This is a genomic window from Actinoallomurus liliacearum, from assembly GCF_039542035.1.
In the GTDB taxonomy this organism is placed as follows: Bacteria; Actinomycetota; Actinomycetes; order Streptosporangiales; family Streptosporangiaceae; genus Actinoallomurus; species Actinoallomurus liliacearum.
On record NZ_BAABHJ010000027.1, the window covers coordinates 31621 to 51995 of the forward strand.

The window sequence follows — 20375 nt, forward strand, 5'->3', positions numbered from 1 at the left end:
ATGGCTAAGGCAGTCGGAATCGATCTCGGAACCACGAACTCGGTCATCGCCACGACCGAGGACGGCCACCCCACGGTGATCCCGAACGCCGAAGGGTCCCGTACGACGCCGTCGGTGGTCGGCTTCACCGAACAGGGCGAGCGCCTGGTCGGGCAGCTCGCGCGCCGACAGGCGATCCTCAACCCCAAGGGGACGATCTACTCTGCGAAACGGTTCATCGGCCGCCGGTACGACGAGGTGGCCAGCGAGATCAACGCGGTCTCGTTCGATGTGGTGGCCGGTCCGGACGGCGCGGTCCGTTTCGACGTCCGGGGCAAGATGTACGCTCCGGAGGAGATCTCCGCGCTGGTGCTGCGCAAGCTCGCCGACGACGCCGGCAAGTTCCTCGGTGAGCGGGTGACCGAAGCGGTCATCACGGTCCCCGCCTACTTCAACGACGCCCAGCGCCAGGCGACCCGTGACGCAGGGAAGATCGCGGGCCTGGAGGTCCTGCGGATCATCAACGAGCCGACCGCCGCGGCGCTGGCCTACGGGCTGGACAAGGGCGCGAACGAGACAGTGCTGATCTTCGACCTGGGCGGCGGGACGTTCGACGTGAGCCTGCTCAGCATCGGCGAAGGCGTCGTGGAGGTCCTCGCGACCGCCGGCGACGGGCACCTGGGCGGCGACGACTTCGACCGCCGCATCGTCGACCACATCGCCGACGAGTTCCAGCGGGACACCGGCATCGACCTGCGCCAGGACCCCCAGGCGCTGCAGCGCCTGTTCGAGGCGGCGGAGAAGGCGAAGGTGGAGCTGTCCTCGGTGACCCAGACGACGATCAACCTGCCGTTCATCACCGCGGACGCGACCGGCCCCAAGCACCTGAACACCACCCTGATGCGCTCGACCTTCGAGCAGATCACCGGCGACCTCATCGAACGTACCAAGGGCCCGGTGCAGACGGCGATGGCCGACGCGAAAGTCACCGCGAACGACATCGACGAGGTCATCCTCGTCGGCGGGTCCACCCGCATCCCGGCCGTGCAGGCGCTCGTCCGCAGGATGACCGGCGGCAAGGACCCCAACATGACGGTCAACCCGGACGAGGTCGTCGCCCTCGGCGCGGCCGCTCAGGCCGGCGTGATCAAGGGGGAGGTGGAGGACGTCGTCCTGCTGGACGTCACTCCCCTGTCGCTCGGCCTGGAGACGCTCGGCGGCGTCATGACCAAGATCATCGAGCGGAACACCACGATCCCGGCCCGCCGTACGGAGACCTTCAGCACCGCCGAGGACAACCAGACCGCGGTGGACGTCGTCGTCCTGCAGGGCGAACGGGAACGCGCCGCCGACAACCGGGTCCTCGCACGGTTCCGGCTGGAGAACATCCGGCCCGCCCCGCGCGGCGTACCGCAGATCGAGGTGACCTTCGACATCGACGCCAACGGGATCCTCAACGTCTCCGCGCGGGACAAGGACACCGGCGTCGAGCAGACGGTCACCATCAGCGAGACCACCAACCTCGACCAGTCCGAGATCGAGCGGATGATCCAGGACGCCGAGCAGCACCGCACCGAGGACGAACGCCTGCGCGAGACGATCGACGCCCGCAACGCGCTCGACTCGGCCGCGTACCAGGTGGAGAAGCGGGTCCAGGAGTTGGGGGACGCCGTGCCGGCGCACGAGAAGGCGCGGGCCGAGATGCTCGTGATGGACGCCCGCGAGGCGATCAAGCTGGAGGTGCCGATCGAGCGGCTCCGGTCCCTGACCGCCGAGCTCCAGCAGGTCTACTACGGGCTCGGCGCCGCGACGGCCGGCGCCGGACCGGGCGCCACAGGGCCGGGAGGTTCCGGCGGACCCGGTGCTCCGGGGGCTCCAGGCGGTCCGGGCGGTCCCGGCGCCGGTGGCGGAGCCGCCGGAGGCGACGAGGACGTGATCGACGCGGAGTTCACGACCGATGAGTGACATGCGGCCGGAAGAACCGGCGGAAGAGGACGGCGGCCTGGCGACGAAGCTCGCCGAGCTGGAGGACCGCTGGAAGCGCGCGCTCGCGGACCTGGAGAACTACCGCAAGCGCGCCGCCCGCGACGCCGAGCGGCTGCGGTCGGACGAGCGGGCCCGGACCGCCGCCGAGTGGCTGCCCGTCGTGGACAACCTCGAACGGGCCATCGAGCACGCCGGCGCGGAGCCCGACGTCCTCCTCGACGGGGTACGCGCCGTCCGCGACCAGGCGCTCGCGCTGCTCGCACGGCTCGGCTACCCACGCCAGGACGACGCGGGGCGGCTGTTCGACCCGACCCGGCACGAGGCGGTGGCCACCGTTCCCGACGCCGACGTCCCGGAGGGGACGATCGTGCAGGTGACCAGTCCCGGTTACGGCCACGGGGAGAACCAGTTGCGTCCGGCGCAGGTGGTGGTCTCGAAGGGGCGGCAGGCCGATGGCTCCGGCCCGTGACTTCTACGAGATCCTCGGTGTGCCCAAGACGGCCGGTCAGGACGAGATCCAGCGCGCATACCGCAAGCTCGCCCGTAAGTACCACCCCGACGTCAACAAGGCCCCCGACGCGGAGGACCGCTTCAAGGAGGCCTCGGAGGCGTACGCCGTGCTGTCCGACCCCGAACAACGCAAGCGCTACGACGCCTTCGGCGAGGACTTCCGGCGGGTGCCGCCGGACGTCGACCCGGAGACCTGGGCGCGGGCCCGTGCCGGCGCAGGCGCCGGCGGGCGGGCCCGCGCGGGAGCCGGGGCCGGGGGGTTCGGCGGCTTCGGCGGGTTCGGTACGGGGGGCGAGGAGGTCGACCTCGAGGACCTGCTCGGCGGCATCTTCGGAGGACGCGCCGGGCGGGGACGCCGTCCAGGCGGTTTCGGCTGGGGGCCGATGCCCGGCGCCGACCAGGAGGCCGAGCTGGAGATCGGCCTCGACGAGGCGTACCACGGCGGGCATCGCACGATCCGCCTCAACGGCCGGACCATCGACGTCAACATCCCGGTCGGGGTCACCGACGGCCAGCGGATCCGGCTCGCCGGGCAGGGCGGCCGCGGCGGCGAAGGCGGGCAGCCGGGCGACTTGTACCTGATCGTGCGCATCACGCCGGACCCGAGGTACCGCGTCGACGGCCGTGACGTCACCGTACGGCTACCGCTCGCCCCCTGGGAGGCGGCGCTCGGCACCACCGCCCCGGTCGGGACACCGGGCGGCGACGCGAAGGTGAAGGTGCCGCCCGGCTCGTCGTGCGGCAGGAGGCTGCGGCTGCGCGGCCGCGGCCTGCCCAACCCACACGGTGGTCCGGGGGACCTGTACGCCGAGGTCCAGATCAAGGTGCCGCCCCAGCCCAGCGCCGAGGAGAGACGGCTCTTCGAGGAGCTGGCCGCCAAGTCGTCGTTCGATCCGAGGAGACGATCGTGAGGTACGCGCTCATGCGGCCGGTACGGCTCGATCTGGAGACCTTCGCCCGCGACGCCCACGTCCATCCCGATCTGGTCCGCCGGTTCGTCGCGCTGGGCATCGTCGACGCCGACCGTGACGTCTCTGGCGGACTGTGGTTCTCCCCCGAGCAGCTCGCCGCCCTCGCACGCGTGCAGCGGCTCCGCACCGGGTTCTCGCTCAACTACGCGGCGGTCGGCCTGGTCTGCGACCTGCTCGACCGCATCGCCGCCCTGGAGGCGGCCCAGAGACATCGCGCTCAGCAACGCACCGGAGGTCGATCATGGACCTGAACCGACTGACCGAGAAGTCCCAGGAGGCCCTGCACGACGCGCAGACCAAGGCCCTGCGCTTCGGGCACACCGAGGTGGACGCCGAGCATCTCCTGCTCGCCCTGCTCGACCAGCCGGACGGGCTGGCGCCCCGGTTGCTCGCCGGGGCGGGAGTGAACCTCGACCTCCTGCAATCTGAGACCGCGGCCAAGCTGAACAAACGTCCCCGGGTCACCGGCCCGGGCGCCGCGCCCGGCCAGGTCTACGTCACCCAGCGGCTGTCCCGCCTGCTCGACATGGCCGACCGGGAGTCCAAGCGGCTGAAGGACGAGTACGTCTCGGTCGAGCACCTTCTCCTGGCCCTCATCGAGGACGGCGTCATCAAAGGGGTGAGCCGCGACCAGTTCCTCCAGGAGCTCACCAAGATCCGCGGCAGCCAGCGGGTGACCTCGGCCACGCCCGAGGCCGCCTACGAGGCGCTGACCAAGTACGGCCGGGACCTGGTCGCCGAGGCGAAGTCCGGCAGGCTGGACCCGGTCATCGGCCGGGACGGCGAGATCCGCCGAACCGTGCAGATCCTGTCCCGCAAGACCAAGAACAACCCGGTCCTCGTCGGCGACCCGGGCGTCGGCAAGACCGCGATCGTCGAAGGGCTCGCCCAACGCATCGACCAGGGCGACGTCCCCGAGGGCCTGCGGGACAAGACCGTGTTCCAGCTCGACATGGGCTCGCTGGTGGCCGGCGCGAAGTACCGGGGAGAGTTCGAGGAGCGTCTCAACGCCGTGCTGAGCGAGGTCAAGTCCGCCGAAGGGCGGATCCTGCTGTTCGTCGACGAGCTGCACACGGTCGTCGGGGCGGGCGCGGCCGAGGGCGCGATGGACGCGGGCAACATGCTCAAGCCGATGCTCGCCCGCGGCGAGCTGCACATGATCGGCGCGACGACGGTCCAGGAGTACCGCAAGCACATCGAGAAGGACGCCGCCCTCGAACGCCGGTTCCAGCCCGTCCTGGTCGACGAGCCGTCCGTCGAGGACGCCATCTCGATCCTCCGGGGCCTGCGTGAACGCCTGGAGGTCTTCCACGGCGTGAAGATCCAGGACTCCGCGATCGTCGCGGCGGTGACGCTCAGCCACCGGTACATCTCCGACCGGTTCCTGCCGGACAAGGCCATCGACCTGGTCGACGAGGCGGCGGCGAAACTGCGCACCGAGATCGACTCGATGCCGGCCGAACTCGACGAACTCACCCGGCGGGTGACGCGGCTGGAGATCGAGGAGGCCGCGCTGGCCAAGGAGGAGGATCCGGCCAGCCGGTCGCGCCTGGAGGACCTGCGCAAGGAACTGGCCGACCTCAAGGCCGAGGCCGACGCGATGCGCGCCCAGTGGGACGCCGAACGGCAGACCCTGCGCAAGGCCCAGGAGCTGCGGTCGGAGATCGAACGGGTCCGCCGGGAGGCGGAGCAGGCCGAACGCAACTACGACCTGAACCGGGCCGCCGAGCTGCGCCACGGCCTGCTGCCGGAACTGCAACGCAGGCTGGACGCCGAGGAGGAGCGGCTGTCCGAAAAGCAGGGCGGCCGGCGGCTGCTGCGCGAGGTCGTGACCGAGGACGAGATCGCCGACATCGTGTCCCGCTGGACCGGGATCCCGGTGAGCCGCCTGAAGGAGGGCGAGCGGGAGAAGCTGCTCCGGCTCGACGAGGTCCTGCACGAGCGCGTCGTCGGCCAGGACGAGGCCGTGCAGGCCGTCACCGACGCGATCATCCGGGCCCGCGCCGGGATCAAGGACCCGCGCCGCCCGATCGGCTCGTTCATCTTCCTCGGCCCGACCGGGGTCGGCAAGACGGAACTGGCCAAGGCGCTGGCCGAGGCGCTCTTCGACACCGAGGAGAACATGGTCCGGCTCGACATGAGCGAGTACCAGGAGCGGCACACCGTCAGCCGCCTGGTCGGCGCCCCGCCCGGGTACGTCGGCTTCGAGGAGGGCGGCCAGCTCACCGAGGCCGTCCGGCGCAAGCCGTACTCCGTGGTGCTGCTCGACGAGATCGAGAAGGCGCACGCCGACGTGTTCAACACGCTGTTGCAGGTTCTGGACGACGGCCGGCTCACCGACGCCCAGGGCCGTACCGTCGACTTCCGCAACACCGTGCTGATCATGACCTCGAACATCGGCTCGGCGTTCCTGCTCGACGGCGTCACCGGGGAGGGCGAGATCAAGCCCGACGCCCGTGAGGCCGTGATGAGCGCGCTGCGCTCGCACTTCCGGCCCGAGTTCCTCAACCGCGTCGACGACATCGTGCTGTTCAAGCCGCTGACGCAGCGCGAGATCGAGCAGATCGTCGACCTGATGTTCGACGATCTGCGGTCCCGCCTCGCGGACCGCCGGATGACCCTGGAGGTCACCCCGGAGGCGTGCGCCTTCATCGCCCGCCAGGGCTTCGACCCGGTGTACGGCGCCCGCCCGCTGCGGCGGTTCATCGCCCGCGAGGTCGAGACACGGATCGGCCGCGCGCTGCTGTCCGGGGAGATCCTGGACGGCGCGGTCATCCGCGTGGGTCTGGAGAACGGCGAACTCAAGGTCTCCTACGAGAACCAATGAGGGGGCATCGATGATCGTCCAATGCCCGCACTGCGGCACGAAGAACCGTGTGCCTGCGGTGGCCGACGGCGTCCCGAACTGCGGGAACTGCCACCGGCCGCTTCCCTGGATCGCCGACGCCGGCGACGACGACTTCGCCGACGTCGCCGAACGCGCCTCGCTGCCCGTCGTGGTCGACCTGTGGGCGACCTGGTGCGGCCCCTGCCGCATGGTCAGCCCGGCACTCGAACAGCTCGCCCGCGAGATGGCCGGCCGGATCAAGCTCGTGAAGGTCGACATCGACCGGGCGCCCAAACTCCAGGAGCGCTTCGCCGTCCAGGCCGTGCCGACCCTGCTCGTCCTCCGCGACGGAAAGATCGTCGCCCGCCAGGCCGGCGCCGCACCGGCCCCGGCCCTGCGCGCGTGGGTGGAGAAGGCCCTTGCAGGAGACGCCTGACCTCAATGGCGCGTACCCGCGCCTGGAGCCCGAGCAGATCGAACGCCTGTCCGGGTACGGGGAGCGCATGCCGACTCGGCGGGGCCAGTTCCTGTTCCGCCAGGGCGAGCGCGGCTACGACTTCTTCGTGGTCCTGGAGGGCAAGGTCGCGATCCTCGACGGTGACACGGTGATCCGGGTCCACGGACCCGGCCGGTTCCTCGGCGAGATCAGCCTGCTGTCCGGACACTCGATCCTGGTCGGCGCGGTCGTCGACGAGCCCGGCGGGGTCCTGCGGGTCCCGGTGGAACGCCTGCGCGCGCTGGTGGCCCGGGACCCGATTCTCGGCGACCTGGTCCTGCGTGCCTACTTCATCCGGCGGTCGCTGCTGATCGAGCAGGGCGCCGGTCTGCGGATCATCGGCTCGCGCTTCTCGCCGGACATCCGGCGGCTACGCGACTTCGCCGCGCGCAACCGGCTGCCACACCGGTGGATCGACCTGGAGGAGGACGAAGAGGCCGAAAAGGCCCTGCGGCGTCTGCACATCACGCCGGCCGACACGCCGGTGGTGATCCTGAACGGCCAACGCTTCCTGCGCAACCCGAGCAACGCCGAGTTGGCCCGGCTGGTCGGGCTGGCCGCGCCGGTCGAGGAGGACATCGCCGACCTGGTGATCGTCGGAGCCGGTCCCGCCGGACTGGCCGCGGCCGTGTACGGCGCGTCGGAAGGCCTGCACACGGCCGTCCTCGACGCGATCGCCACCGGCGGCCAGGCGGGCACCTCATCCCGCATCGAGAACTACCTCGGCTTCCCCTCTGGAATCTCCGGCGCCGAACTCGCCGAGCGCGCGGTCATCCAGGCCGAGAAGTTCGGCGCGCGGCTCGGCGTCCCGGTGGAGGCGACCGGCCTGGAGATGCTGGACGGACAGTACGCCGTCTCGGTCGGAAACGGCGGACGGATCAGGGCCCGCACGGTGATCATCGCAACCGGCGCTCGCTACCGCCGGCTCGACGTTCCGAACCTGGAGCGGTTCGAAGGGTACGGCGTCTACTATGCCGCCACCGAGGTCGAGGCACTGATGTGTGAGCGGCTGCCCGTCGCGATCGTCGGGGGCGGCAACTCGGCCGGCCAGGCGGCGCTGTACCTCGCCAAGCGCGCGAGCCGGGTACGGCTGTTCGTCCGCGGCGACCATCTCGGCAGGAGCATGTCGCGCTACCTCGTCGACCAGCTCGAACGCTCGCCGAACATCGAGATCCACCTGAACACCGAGGTGCGGGAACTGGTCGGCGACGACACGCTGCGGGTGGTCGTCGCCGAGAACAACGAGAGCGGCGAGCGGCGTGCCTTGGACGCCCGCGTCCTCTTCGTCTTCATCGGCGCCGACCCGTGCGTCACCTGGCTCGGCGGTCAGGTGGACCTCGACGAGAAGGGCTTCATCCGCACCGGCGGCGCGTTGCCGTTGGAGACGAATCTGCCGGGCGTGTTCGCGGTGGGCGACGTAAGGAGCGGGTCGATCAAGCGCGTCGCCTCCGCGGTGGGCGAGGGCGCCATGGCGGTCCGGCTGGTCCACGAGCGGCTGAGCGGCTGAGCGGCCGGCGGATGTCAGGTGTCCGCCTCCATGGTCAGCCGGGTCAGCTCGACCCGGGACGTCACCTCGAGCTTGCGGAAGATGTGGCGCAGGTGGAAGGCGACCGTGTGGGCGCTCATGAACAGCTGGTCCGCCACCTGGCGGTTCGTCAGGCCCTGTGCGACGAGCGCGGAGACGCTGCGTTCGGTGTCGGTGAGGCTCGCCCAGCCCGAGACCGGCCGGTCGGCCTGGTTCCAGTGCCGGCGCCGGATGCCCAGCCGCCGCAGTCGGCGGCGCACCCGCGCCGCGTCCCGGGCCGCCCCGAGAGCCGTGTAGGCCATGAGCGCCGTGTCCAGGCCCGCGACGGCGTCCCGACGCAGGGTGGGGCACTCCTCCGTGATCAACATGCCCAGGTCCTCCGCCGCCGAGGCGCGCGCCCACGGATCGGCGTGCTCGGCGGCGGCGCGCTCGAGCGCTCCTCGGTCCCGATCGAGCAGGCCATGGGCGTGCGCGGCGGTGATACCGATGCCGGTGAAGGCGGGATGGTCGCCGGCCAGCCGGTCCATCGCCGCGACGACCGTACGGGCGCGCCCCCGGTCGCCCAGGGCGAGCACCGTCCGTACGAGCCATGGCGCTGCGGTGGGTTCGCTGATCAGCGTCAATCGCTGCGTCGCGAGATCGTCGCAGAGCCGCCCGACCGTCTCCGCCGCCGCGGCCGCGCCCTCACTGGCCACGGCGACCTGCGCCCGGGCCAGGAGGAGCCGCGCGTCGGCGTACGCTGAGCCGCAGTGGCACAGCGGCGGCCGCTCTCCTTCGGCGTAGCTCCGGGCCACGCGCAGGTCACCGGCCCGCAGCGTCGCTGTGGCCAGCACCGAGAGTAGGTGCGAGGTGAGCACGTGCGGTCCGAGCGGGCTGGTGATCGCCAGGCCCGCCTCTGCCTCGGCGGCGGCGTCGTGGAACCGCCCCGCGGCCAGGTGCATGCGGGCGCGAAGGACCGCGGGCGCCGCCGCCCAGGCCAGGTGGCCGGCGGTCTCGGCCTCCTTCCCCGCGCTCTCCATCACCGCGCGAGCCTCCTCGATCCGGAGGACGTCGATGAGCAGCATCGCCAGGATCATCCGGGGATGGAGACGGCGCGCGTCCGCCGACCTCGCGTGCCGTACGGCCTCGCGGGCCAGCCGCAGCCCGTCGGCCAGCCGCCCCGATCCCCACTCCGACAGGGCAAGGGTGATCAGCGCCCCGGTGAGCAGGGCGTCACCGTGGCCGCCGGCCGCGGACACGATCCGTTCCGCGCGGGCGCGGGCACCGGCGTCGTCGCCCATCCCCGCCTGCGTGTTGAGCAGCACGAGTTCGGCCTCGTCGCGGAGTTCACCGCACAGCCCCGGTGTGGTGAGGAGGGCGCTCGCCTCGGTGGCGGCCTCCTTCGTACGGCCCGTCAGGGGCAGGATCGCGGACCGCAGGCACCGCAGCCGGACGGACGTCTCGCCGGGCAGGGGCGTCATCAGCGCCGAGTCCACGAGACCGAGGGCCTCCTGCAGCCGGCCCGCCATGCTCAGCGCCCGGACGGCCGTCACGGTGCGCGCGGGCCAGGCCGGATCGGTCGGATCGGTGAGCCGGAGGGCGTGCGCGGCCAGCGCCGCCGCGGCCCGTGGCGACTCCAGGAGCACCTCGGCGGCCGCCCGGTCGAGGGCCGCCAGGGCCCGTGAGTCGCCCACCCGAACCCCCTGCATGAGGTGTGAGGCGGCGGCCGGGACCGCGCTCCCGCCCCGCGCCATCAGGAGGTCCCCGATCTGCCGGTGCAGCGCCCGCCGGACCGGCGCCGGCACCGCGTCCGTGACCACCTGCCACAGCAGGCCGTTCCGGAACGCCAGTTCCTCCGGCGCGGCAACGAGGAGCCCCTCGGCGAACGCCTCGTCGAGCTGGGGCAGGAGCGCGGCCGGTGTCGTGCCGAGCACCTCGGCGGTGTCCTCCAGGCAGAACGAGCGCCCGAGGACCGCGCCCACGCTCAGCAGGTGACGCGTTCCCGGGCCGACCTGGCCCAGCCGGTGCCTGAGGTCGGCCCGGATCCGCTGCGGGATCCGGGGGGTCACCAGGCGTGCGCGCCCGTCGACGACCTGTACCGTCTCCTCGTCCCGCAGCCCGGTCAGCAGCTCGGTCAGCAGGGCCGGGTTGCCGCCCGTCTCCGCCGCCAGCGCCAGCAGATCCGGGTCGGGCACCGCTCCCAGCATGTCGATCACGACCTCCCGCACGGTCGCGTCGTCGAACGGGTCGAGCGTGAGCCGCGTCGCGCCGTCGCGCTCGAGCAGGTCGAACAGGCGGTCGGCCCCGATCGCGCCGCCGGTCGTGCGGCGGGCCAGCAGCCATACGACGGGACAGGAGACGAGCGTCCGCGTCAGCGTGTGCACCGCCGCGAGCGTGGCCGGATCGGCCCGCTGCAGGTCGTCCACGCTCACCAGCACGGGTCCTTCGCCGCCGCGTCGCTCCAGTTCGGCTCGGAGTTCGCCCACGATCCGCAGCCGCCGGCCCGGCCGGCCGCCCGGTCCCGCGTCGCCGACGGCCGCCAGGCCTACGAACGCGGACAGCAGTGGCTCGAGTGGCACCACCTCCCCGAACTCCCCCACTCCGCCGGCCGCCGTCGAGAGCCCCAGTGCCGCTGCCGTGCGGACGGCACTCGCGAGCAGGAGGCTCTTGCCCGTTCCCGCCTCGCCCTCGATGAGCACGACGCCGGGCCGCCCGGCCTGGGCCGACCGCAGCAGTGCCATGATGGCGTCCCACGCCCGTCCGCGGCCGCGCACCGTCCTTACGTGGCGCGGCGTCTCGGCCCACGAGCGCAGAGTGGCCATAAAACTGGACATACCCGCTGCGCAGCCCGGGCGACCACCGGGGCTACCTGGTGGTCGGCGCGGCCGCCGAACCCTCGTCCGGTGAGACCTGGCCGACCCGGACGCTGTTTCGACCTCCAGCCCGCCGCTCGCACCCACGCCCACGCCTACGCCCGCCGCCCGCGCCCGCGCCCGCGCCTGGCAGACCCTGCAGGCCCTCCGCGCCGACCGGACCCAGGAAACGCGTATTTCGGTAACGGCCTTTCTCCAGCCACAGATAGACCGTTACCGGGCCCCTCAGTCGGCTCCGGTTCATCGGAACGACCCCACACCGGTCAAGCCGCAGCGTGCCATGGGGGTTTTGCACGCACGCAAGGACCCATGACGGAATTCTTCGGACGCGTAAGGCTGTCTGTCATGGGATCGGTCGTCAGTATGCGGCGCTCAGCGTTCGACCGGGCGTGGCCGTACGAACCGGAAGAGGCGTACGAGGACGCCGCCGCGAGCGGGATCGACGCGGCCGCGCCGAACGTCGCCCGCGTGGACAACTATTACCTCGGGGGCAAGGACAACTTCGCGGTCGATCGGGACCTGGCCGAACGCGCGCTGCGCGAGGCGCCCGTCATCGCCAGGCTGGTGCAGGTGAACAGGGGCTTCCTGCACCGTACGGCCCGTTTCCTGGCCGCGGAGAGGGGCATCCGGCAGTTCCTCGACATCGGCTGCGGGCTGCCCACGGAGATCAACCTGGACGAGACCGTCCGGGAGATCGACCCGGACTGCCGCATCGCCTACGTCGACAACGATCCCATGGTGCTGACCCACGCACGTGCCCTGATGGCCGTGGACGGCGGTGTCGGGGTGTACGAGGCCGACCTGCGTGAGCCGTCGACGGTGCTCGGCGATCCGGACCTGCTGCGGCTGCTCGACCTGACCGAGCCGGTGGCCGTGTTCCTGCTGAACGTCCTGCCCTTCGTGCCGGGGAACCCACGCCGGATCGTGGACGAGCTGGTGCGCTACCTGCCCACCGGCAGCCACGTGGTGGTCTCCCACGTCGAGCGCACGCCGGACCTGGAGGCGGTCGCCGACCTGTATGAGGAGGCGGGGCTCTCGTTCATCCCGCGCAGCCGCTTCGAGATCGCGCGGATCGCCCACGGCCTCGATCCGGTCGCCCCCTACCCGGCCGGCCTACCGCTGTCGCGCTCCGGAGGAGAGCCGGACGCGGCCGACGCCGTACCCCTCATCGGCTGCGTGGGCCGCAGGCGTTGAGGACCGGACGGCCGGGGTGGCGCGGTTCCGGGTCAGAGCCACGTGCCCTGACTTCCGCCGGGAACGCCCAGGTGGGAGGGTTCCCCGGAAAGCGCTCAATAGTGATTCGGGCGGATTCATCGTGCTATCCGCAGATGCCGGATAGGATCGATGCGCCAGCGAGTGCGACTTCCCGAGCGCGTGATGCCAGCCGAAAGCGACCCGAAGCCTCTCTCCGAAATCGCGCAGGACATCGGGCTGACGATGTCCGATGTGGCGGTTTTCTCCGGGCTCGACGAGAGCACGATCTTTCGTTTGTGGGACAACGGCGACTGGCTGGATCGCGTCAGCGGCCGGTCACTGCAGAGCCTGATGTCGTCGGTGCCGGGGATCGCCGAATACGCGATGGCGCACGCGCTGCTGAAGCGGCGCACGACGCTCATCGCGAACCTCCAGGCCGAAGGGCTCTCCGTCAACCTGGACGCGCTGGAGAACTCGACGGTCTCCCGCCAGCTCCTGCTGAACGCCCTCGAGGCCGCGCTGTACATCGTGCGCGACGGCCCGAGCCAGCGGGTCTCCTCGTATCTCGCCCGCTTCTGGGGCCGGGAGCAGGACCGCGCGCTCGAGGCGCTGTTCTCCGCCGAGCCGGGACAGGGTCTGCTGGGCGATCCGCGCCGCCTCGTCGAGGCGTCGATCGACCTGGCCCCGCGGCTGGGCCGCAAGACCTACTCGTTCCACTCGCTGCTCACCCTCAACATCCTCATCCACCAGGTCAGCAAGGTGGCCGGCGCGCCGGACGCCGACCTGGCGCTGCAGACGCCCGGCCGCCAGAGCGCCCTGATGATGCGCGGGGTGGTGATGGGAGCGCTGATCAGCTCCAATGACGTGGAGCTCGCCGAGAAGTACCGTCTGGAGCTGGAGCGCACACCGGTGTACGCCGCGCTGGAGGAATGGTCCTTTCCGACCTACACGCGGGACGGCCGGATCAGCTCCGACTTCACTCTGCCCAGCTCACTCCTGCTGCGGAACACGGCGGTCGAGGTGTTGCGGGAGATCAAGACCTACAACGACGCGTACCTGTACTACCTCGTGTCGACGTACCTTCCGCTCGCGCTTCGCCGCGACCCGACCTTCGGGCGGCGGATCACCGAACTGATCACGACACTCCAACAACGCGCCGCCGGTTGCCAGGACAAACGAATCCGGGCCGCCTGCAATGATCTGGTGCGGCAGCTCAAGGGCGTGGTGTGACCATGCCAGAGGGGGGACGAATGGGCAGGACGTACCAAGACGTCGCAGACTTGACCCGGGAGCGGTGGGAGGCGAACACCGATTACTGGGTGAAGGTGATCCGGGAGAGCCGTGACCGGTACCGCACCGAGCTGACCGACCGTGCCGTCCTCGACGCGATCGGCCGCTGCGCGGGCCTGCGGGTCCTGGACGCCGGCTGCGGCGAAGGGTACCTCGCCCGCACCCTGGCGTCCCGTGGCGCCCAGGTCATCGGTGTCGACGCCTGCCAGGGCCTGATCGACGCCGCGGACGATCTGCCGGTCGAGGGCACCGGCTCCGCGTCGTTCACCCGGGCGAGCGTCGACGAACTGCCGTTGGAGGACGAGTCCTTCGACCTGGTGGTGTGCAACCACCTGTTCAGCCACCTGCACGACCCGTCCCGGGCGATCCGGGAGTTCGGCCGGGTGCTCAGGAGCGGCGGCCGGCTGGTGATCCTCACGCTGCACCCCTGCTTCTACACCGGGAACGCCGAGCGCGGCGCGAGCACGAGCGTGCCCGCGGCGGAGTACTTCGCCGGGCGGGGCATCGATCAGCACTTCATGGTCGACGGGCTCCGCTCGCCCTCGAAGATCACGTCCTGGCTCCGCCCGCTGGAGTTCTACTCCAAGACGCTCCGGGACGCCGGGTTCGTCATCGCGGACCTGCGGGAGCCGCACCCGTCGGACGAGCAGCTCGAGAACGACCCGTGGTGGCGGACGGGGTTCCCAACCGCGATCTTCATGCTCCTGGTGGCCGAGCGCCGGTGACCGCGGATTAGCCGATCTTTAAGCAATCCACCCACTAAACCGACATAACGGGGGGTAGGGCCGGGTTTCGTAGGCTCCATTTTCTTCTCTGGAGCGTCTCCGGCCGTGGGCCGACGACCTGAGCCGCGGCCGGCCGCGGCGAACCTGCCGCGATCACGGCGAATCGGCAGGTGAAGAACATGACTGATGAAGATCGGCGCAGAGCCAATCGCCTCGCTCGCACCCTGGGACTGGCCAGCCTCGGTCTGGGCATCGCCCCGCTGACCGCCTCCGACGTCGTGAGCCGGATCTGCGGCGTGGACGACTCGAGGACGGGGCGCGCGATGGTGCGCCTGGTGGGCGTACGACAGCTGGCGCACGCGGCGCTGCTGCTGGGCAGCCGCCTGCCCGGCCCGCTCGTCTGGACCCGGGTCGCGGGCGGTGTCCTGGACCTGACCACCCTGGGCCTGGCGGCCTCGAACCGGACGGGCCTCCGGCGCAACCGAGCCCTGGCGGTGACCGCGGGGGTCGTCGGGATCACCGCGGTCGACCTGTACGCCGCGGTGCGCGGGATCCGGCGCCGGGATCTGGAGCGCGTCCGCAGGAGCACCGTGCAGGCCGTCATCACCGTCAACCGGCCGCGTGACGAGGTCTATCGCTTCTGGCACGACGTGGAGAACCTCCCCGAGTTCATGATCCACCTCGTCACCGTCCGTGACCTCGGCGACGGGCGGTCCCACTGGAGGGCCACGGGCCCGCTCGGCAGGACCCTCGAGTGGGAGGCCGAGATCATCGACGACCGCCCGAACGAGCTGATCGCCTGGCACGTGACCCATGGGCTCATCGCCGGCAACAGCGGTACGGTCGGCTTCACCGACGCGCCCGGCGACCGGGGCACGGAGGTCCGGGTCACGCTGCACTACGCGCCGCCCGGAGGAGCGGCCGCCGCGGCGTTCACCCGCCTCCTGGGCGAGCACCCCGACCAGCTCGTCCGTGACGACCTGCGCAGGTTCAAGCAGGTCATGGAGACCGGCGAGGTCGTCCGCTCCGAGAGCGCGCCGGAGGGCACGCTCACGAAGCGGCAGCTCAGACAACGTCCGGCCCAGCCCATGGCGAGAGGAGCACTCCGATGAGAGCCAACTGCTGGATGGGCCGCGGGAAGGTCCAGGTACGGGACGTCCCGGACCCGCAGATACTCAACAGCCACGACGCCATCGTGCGGGTCACCTCGACGGCGATCTGCGGATCCGACCTGCACCTGTACGACGGCTTCATCCCGACGATGGAGAAGGGCGACGTCCTCGGCCACGAGTTCATGGGCGAGGTCGTGGAGGTCGGTCCGGAGGTCCGCGACCTGCGGCCGGGCGACCGAGTGGTCGTTCCCTTCCCGATCGCCTGCGGGAACTGCTGGGCCTGTGAGAACGAGCTGTTCTCGATCTGTGAGAACTCCAACCCCAACGCGGGGATGGCCGAGAAGCTCATGGGGCACTCCCCGGCCGGGATCTACGGCTACAGCCACATGCTCGGCGGCTTCCCCGGTGGGCAGGCGGAGTACGCACGGGTGCCGTTCGCCGACGTCAACCCGATCAAGATCGAGGACGACCTGCCGGACGAGAAGGTGCTGTTCCTGTCCGACATCTTCCCGACCGGATGGATCGGGGCGGAGATGGCGGACATCAAGCCCGGTGACGTCGTCGCGGTGTGGGGCGCCGGTCCGGTCGGCCAGTTCACGATCGCCAGCGCCTTCCTGATGGGTGCCGAGCGGGTCATCGCGATCGACCGGTTCCCGTACCGGCTGCACCGTGTCGAGGAGATGGGCGCGGAACCGCTCGACTACGAGGAGGGGATCGACGTCCCGGACGCGCTGCGCGACATGACGGGCGGGCGCGGCCCGGACTCCTGCATCGACGCGGTCGGCATGGAGGCGCACCACGCCACGCCGATGTACGCCTACGACCGGGCCAAGCAGGCCACCCGGTTGGAAACCGACCGGCCGTTCGTCCTGCGCGAGGCGATCATGTCCTGCCGCAACGGCGGAACCATCTCGGTGATCGGCGTCTACGGGGGGCTGGTCGACAAGTTCCCGATGGGCTCCTTCATGAACCGGTCGCTGACCATGCGGGGCGCGCAGTGCCACGTGCAGAAGTACCTGCGGCCCCTGCTGGACCGGATCCGGCGCGGGGACATCGACCCCAGCTTCGTGATCAGCCACCACATGAGCCTGGACGACACTCCCCGCGGCTACCGGATCTTCCGCGACAAGCAGGAGCAGTGCAACAAGGTCGTCCTACACCCCTGAGCGTCCGCGACGCGACCCGCCAACGGGGTCACCGGATCGACGGGGTCAGTGTCGAACGCGCGGGCTCTTGAGTCACCGCTCCGGAGCCGGAGCGATGCGCAGGACGGCGTTGCCGCTGGCGATCGCGACCAGCGTGATCGCAAGGCCGTTCATCACGGAGGTCGCGCCGGCGTTCCCTGCCAGTTGGACGCTGAGGGACGTGCCGGGGGCGGTCCCCTGCAAGCTGATGCCCTCGCCGGTGATGGCGGTCACCTTCAGCTCGTCCACCCCGAGCCTGGCCGGCACCGGGATGCGATCGTGCGGGGACACCTGGACCTCGCATCGTCCCCTCCGGCAGGCGCCGAGATCGGTGCCGTTCGCCGCGCGGGGCAACCGCGTTCCGGACCCCGCCGAGGTCCGCGGCACCGGCCAGGGCGGCGACGTCGGGCCGCTGGGCGGTACGGGACCTCCACGGGGCGGCATCGGCTCGGCCGGCCGCGTCGCCGGTGAGGCGGCCGGCGACGTCGGGCCCGTCGGGGCGCCGCCTCTCGCCCCCCGTGACGAAGCCGTACGCGACACGCCGTCCCCGCCTCCACAGCCGGTGGCGGCCAGCGCGACGACCACCGCGAGCATCGCACGCCCGATCCCGCCCATCGCCGCCCTCCCGGAGGTACCCCGCGACCCGAGCACCCTGCCCGAGCCCACATCAGATCCCTACCCTGTGCGACGACTCGCTCACCCGGCGCTTTCGGTGAGTGCCCATCACCGCCGGAGGCCGGAGCCGAACTTCCGGCCGCGCGGCCCGGTCACCGCCTCGCATGACTCCTCGCCACCCACACCATCCCGCCGGGGGTACCGCGCCGCCGCCGCGAATTCGACCGGTTCGGCCAGGTCCGGCCGTTTCTCGTCTGGAGGCCTGACAAGATCATTACCGATCTCTACACTCCGGCGCGTGTACGCCGCTCCCCCGCCTCCGCCGCCCCCGTACTCCGTGCCGCCACTGCCGGAGGGGCCACCGCCGGCCGACCGCGCCGCTCCGCGAGTGCGGCGGTTGACGGCCTGGGGCATCGACACGCTGCTGCTGTGGGGCGCGGCCGTCCTGCTGGCCGTCATGACATGGGCTCGGCTGCACGGCCAGTTGGTGGACGACCTGCCCTACAAGGGGTTGTCCGCGGCCGGTGGCCTGCTGCTGTCCGGTGGGAACGTGGAGAAGGCGGCCACCGACTTCGGCACCGGGCTGTGGGACACGTTCGTCCTCGACGTCGAGCAGGCCCTCATCCTGCTCATTCTGATCCAGTTGCTGTACCAGTTCGCCATGCACGCCTGGCTGGGGCGCACGCTCGGCAAGGCGGCGATGGACCTGCGCGTCCGCGCGGTCACCGGCGACGACCGCCGCCCCGGCCGGGGGAACGCCTTCCGCCGCGCCGTCGTCACCACCGCGGGCGGTACCGGGCTGTACTGCGCGGCCTGGATATTCCTCCTGGAGGGCCTCTTCTTCCTGGCGCTGGTCACCTGGCTGCTCGCCGTCGCCGCCTTCGCCGCCACCAGCCTGCCCGCGTTGTTCGGCGGCCGCCGCCGTACGCTCGCCGACCTGTTCGCCCGGACCGCCGTCGTCCGCGCCCGTACGTACCAGCGCGTCGCGGCGACCGCGCGGCAGGGCGCCGCCCTGGCCTGGGACGGCGCCCAGGCGGCCGGGCAGGCCGCCCGGGACACGGCGCGCGAGCAGGCCGCCCGCCTCGCTCAGGCGGAGAACATGCGGCGCGCTCTGAACTCAGAGCGCGCGGACCAGGTGCGGGGCATGGGCAGGCGGCTCGGCGGCCGGCTCAAGGACACGTATCGGGAGCGCGCGTCCGGCCGGTCGCCCCGAGAAGCGCCACCGCTCCCGAACCCCGGCCCGACGCCGGCCCTGCCGCCGCCGCGACCGCGATACGACCCGCTCCAGGGCTCGTACGACCTGCGCGCGCCGCAGGCACCGTACATCCCGCCGCAAGCGCCGCCCCCGCCCCCCGAGGAGCGGCCCCACCCGGACGACCGCTGACCAGAGCCGCCGAACACGGCGACACGGACGCCCGCGGGCGCGGCGACGCGGGACGCGGCGGACACAACGCTCGGTGAACACATCATCGACAGCGCGACAAAACGACATAAATAACTATGATTTGGAGCGCGTCGATCAGCTTCACCGAGCCTTCGTGCCGGCCACCGGACACCCGTCGCCGGGTCATCGGTCATCGGCGGGGTGCGGAAGCCTCGTCAGTGATGAAACAGCCTCAGGCCGGTGCGGACGAGCGTGATCCGGTGCTCGCGGCAGGCGGCCTCGACCTCGTCCGACCTGATCGATCCGCCGGGCTCGGCGATGTACCGAACGCCGTGGCGACGGGCGTGGTCGACGTTGTCGCGGAACGGCAGGGCCCCGTCGGAGGCGAAGGCGACGCCGTCGAGGCGGCGGAGCCACCGGGCGCGGTCGTCGGCGCTCAGCTCCCCGGCCGGTGCGGACAGCGCCTGCGCCAGGCGCTCGCCCTCGTCCGGGGTGAGGTCGCCCTCGATGAAGCGGAGCCGCCAGTTGATCCGGTCCTGGCGCCGGACGTCGGGTCGGAAGGCGAGGGCGCGAACGGCCGAATGGCGGCGCAGCCACCAGGTGTCGGTCTTGGCCCCGGCCAGGCGGGTGCAGTCGACTCGGGACTGCTGGCCGGCACCGATCCCCAGCGTCATGCCACCACGCAGGTAGCACACGGAGTTCGACTGGGTGAAGCGCAGGACCGCCAGGCCCAGCAGCAGATCCTCCGCCGCCTCCTTCGGAAGCGCGCCGTCCGTCTGGTCCAGCAGGGCGGTGGAGAGTCGGACATCGTCGCGGTCCTGGCCGAGGCGCAGGCCGAAGATCTCCCGTTCCTCCCGGGGCGGAGGAACGAATGTCTCGTCAGCCTCGATGACGATGAAACGGCCCTTCTTCTTCCCGCTGAGCCGCTCGACCGTACCCGGCTCGAAGCCGGGCGCGATGATGCCGTCGCAGAACACGCCGGCCAGAAACTCGGCGAGTTCGGTGTCGACCGGATGCGAGACGGCGGCGAAGTCGCCGTAGGACGATCTCGGGTCGGCGTCCCTGGCGCGCAGATAAGCGCTGGTCAGAGCACCGATGCCGGTTCCGGCCAGGCCGTAGGGTTCTGCGGCGACCTCGTCGACGGGCCCCGCCACCGCGACGCCCGCGGGTGAGACGTGCTTGAAGGACGCGGCCGCCGGCCTGCCGAGGGCCCGGCTCGCCTGCCGCACCAGTTGCCACCCGTTGAGCGCGTCCAGCAGGTTGATGAAGGACGGTTCTCCGTGCAGTACGCGCACCGGCCACCTGCCGGGCGCCAGGGGTACGGCGCGCGCCGTCTGGTGCGGGTTGGTCCCATAGCGCAGCTCCACGTCATGGCCTCCTCAGCGGACATCGCTGACGGAGACGCCCAGGCGGTCGACGCTCACATCGGGTCGGCCGCTCCCCGGTGGTCGTCCACCCTCGCCAGTCGCGGCCCGGCCCACCCTACTGGCAGAGCGCAGGAGTGGTCACGCCGCCATAGCCGGAGGGAGGCCACCGGACGGAACGCTCGGTGAAGCCTCGGACGGCGGCCCCCGAACTGGGACAAAGGACCCCGTCCGGGAGCCTGTCGGTCGACTTCACCGAGCCTTCGGGCCACAGGCCGACGGCGAGAAGCGCCCGCCCCAGCCACACGAACGCCGGGGACGGCGGCACGCGGCCCCCGGGGTACGTCGGCGGTGGTGTGGG

At 71.5% G+C, this 20375-nt stretch carries 16 protein-coding genes and 1 riboswitch; of the genes, 13 read left to right on the forward strand and 3 right to left on the reverse strand.

Annotation, left to right across the window (positions count from 1 at the left end; translation table 11 throughout):
- Genes dnaK through ABD978_RS31770 form a run of 7 tightly spaced genes read left to right on the forward strand, consistent with a single transcriptional unit; the run spans position 1 to position 8276 of the window.
- On the forward strand, positions 1-1944 hold the full coding sequence (gene dnaK / locus ABD978_RS31740) for a molecular chaperone DnaK (RefSeq protein WP_345363035.1): 1944 nt from the start codon (positions 1-3) through the stop codon (positions 1942-1944).
- Complete coding sequence (locus ABD978_RS31745; RefSeq protein WP_345363037.1) at positions 1937-2434, forward strand: nucleotide exchange factor GrpE; 498 nt, start codon at positions 1937-1939, stop codon at positions 2432-2434. Before dnaK ends, ABD978_RS31745 begins: the two co-directional genes overlap by 8 nt.
- Positions 2418-3386, forward strand: coding sequence for a DnaJ C-terminal domain-containing protein (locus tag ABD978_RS31750; protein WP_345363039.1), 969 nt, complete (start codon positions 2418-2420; stop codon positions 3384-3386). The genes ABD978_RS31745 and ABD978_RS31750 overlap by 17 nt, the downstream gene beginning before the upstream one ends.
- The gene (locus tag ABD978_RS31755; protein WP_345363042.1) at positions 3383-3697 is read left to right on the forward strand and encodes a chaperone modulator CbpM; all 315 of its coding nucleotides are present in this window, start codon (positions 3383-3385) and stop codon (positions 3695-3697) included. The genes ABD978_RS31750 and ABD978_RS31755 overlap by 4 nt, the downstream gene beginning before the upstream one ends.
- On the forward strand, positions 3688-6273 hold the full coding sequence (clpB, locus tag ABD978_RS31760; RefSeq protein ID WP_345363044.1) for an ATP-dependent chaperone ClpB: 2586 nt from the start codon (positions 3688-3690) through the stop codon (positions 6271-6273). Before ABD978_RS31755 ends, clpB begins: the two co-directional genes overlap by 10 nt.
- A 10-nt stretch (positions 6274-6283) precedes the next feature.
- On the forward strand, positions 6284-6709 hold the full coding sequence (trxA, locus tag ABD978_RS31765) for a thioredoxin (RefSeq protein ID WP_345363046.1): 426 nt from the start codon (positions 6284-6286) through the stop codon (positions 6707-6709).
- Positions 6693-8276, forward strand: coding sequence for an FAD-dependent oxidoreductase (locus tag ABD978_RS31770; RefSeq protein ID WP_345363048.1), 1584 nt, complete (start codon positions 6693-6695; stop codon positions 8274-8276). Before trxA ends, ABD978_RS31770 begins: the two co-directional genes overlap by 17 nt.
- A 14-nt stretch (positions 8277-8290) precedes the next feature.
- On the opposite strand, the gene ABD978_RS31775 is transcribed toward ABD978_RS31770, so the two are convergent.
- Positions 8291-11107, reverse strand: a complete 2817-nt coding sequence (locus ABD978_RS31775) for an ATP-binding protein (protein ID WP_345363050.1) — start codon at positions 11105-11107, stop codon at positions 8291-8293.
- 384 nt (positions 11108-11491) lie between these two features.
- Between ABD978_RS31775 and ABD978_RS31780 the strand changes: the two genes are divergently transcribed.
- From ABD978_RS31780 to ABD978_RS31800, 5 genes are all read left to right on the forward strand, one after another.
- Entirely contained in the window at positions 11492-12340 is an 849-nt protein-coding gene (locus tag ABD978_RS31780; RefSeq protein ID WP_345363052.1) for an SAM-dependent methyltransferase, read from the forward strand.
- 252 nt (positions 12341-12592) lie between these two features.
- Entirely contained in the window at positions 12593-13570 is a 978-nt protein-coding gene (locus ABD978_RS31785; protein WP_345363054.1) for a hypothetical protein, read from the forward strand.
- A gap of 20 nt (positions 13571-13590) precedes the next feature.
- Positions 13591-14355 carry a class I SAM-dependent methyltransferase gene (locus ABD978_RS31790; RefSeq protein ID WP_345363056.1) on the forward strand — a complete coding sequence of 255 codons (765 nt, stop codon included), beginning with the start codon at positions 13591-13593 and terminating at the stop codon, positions 14353-14355.
- A 179-nt stretch (positions 14356-14534) separates the two neighbouring features.
- Positions 14535-15467, forward strand: a complete 933-nt coding sequence (locus tag ABD978_RS31795) for an SRPBCC family protein (RefSeq protein ID WP_345363058.1) — start codon at positions 14535-14537, stop codon at positions 15465-15467.
- A complete protein-coding gene (locus ABD978_RS31800; protein WP_345363059.1) occupies positions 15464-16633 on the forward strand; it encodes a zinc-dependent alcohol dehydrogenase in 1170 nt (389 codons plus the stop codon). The genes ABD978_RS31795 and ABD978_RS31800 overlap by 4 nt, the downstream gene beginning before the upstream one ends.
- 72 nt (positions 16634-16705) lie before the next feature.
- On the opposite strand, the gene ABD978_RS31805 is transcribed toward ABD978_RS31800, so the two are convergent.
- Positions 16706-16942 (reverse strand): hypothetical protein, encoded by a 237-nt coding sequence (locus tag ABD978_RS31805; protein WP_345363061.1) that lies wholly within the window; start codon positions 16940-16942, stop codon positions 16706-16708.
- Between the two features lie 622 nt (positions 16943-17564).
- Between ABD978_RS31805 and ABD978_RS31810 the strand changes: the two genes are divergently transcribed.
- Positions 17565-18650, forward strand: coding sequence for an RDD family protein (locus ABD978_RS31810; protein WP_345363063.1), 1086 nt, complete (start codon positions 17565-17567; stop codon positions 18648-18650).
- Between the two features lie 215 nt (positions 18651-18865).
- Here the strand turns inward: ABD978_RS31810 and ABD978_RS31815 are convergent, their stop codons facing one another.
- Positions 18866-20017 carry a phosphoribosylaminoimidazolecarboxamide formyltransferase gene (locus tag ABD978_RS31815; RefSeq protein WP_345363065.1) on the reverse strand — a complete coding sequence of 384 codons (1152 nt, stop codon included), beginning with the start codon at positions 20015-20017 and terminating at the stop codon, positions 18866-18868.
- A 29-nt stretch (positions 20018-20046) separates the two neighbouring features.
- Positions 20047-20129, reverse strand: a riboswitch (ZMP/ZTP riboswitch).
- Positions 20130-20375: the final 246 nt, after the last annotated feature.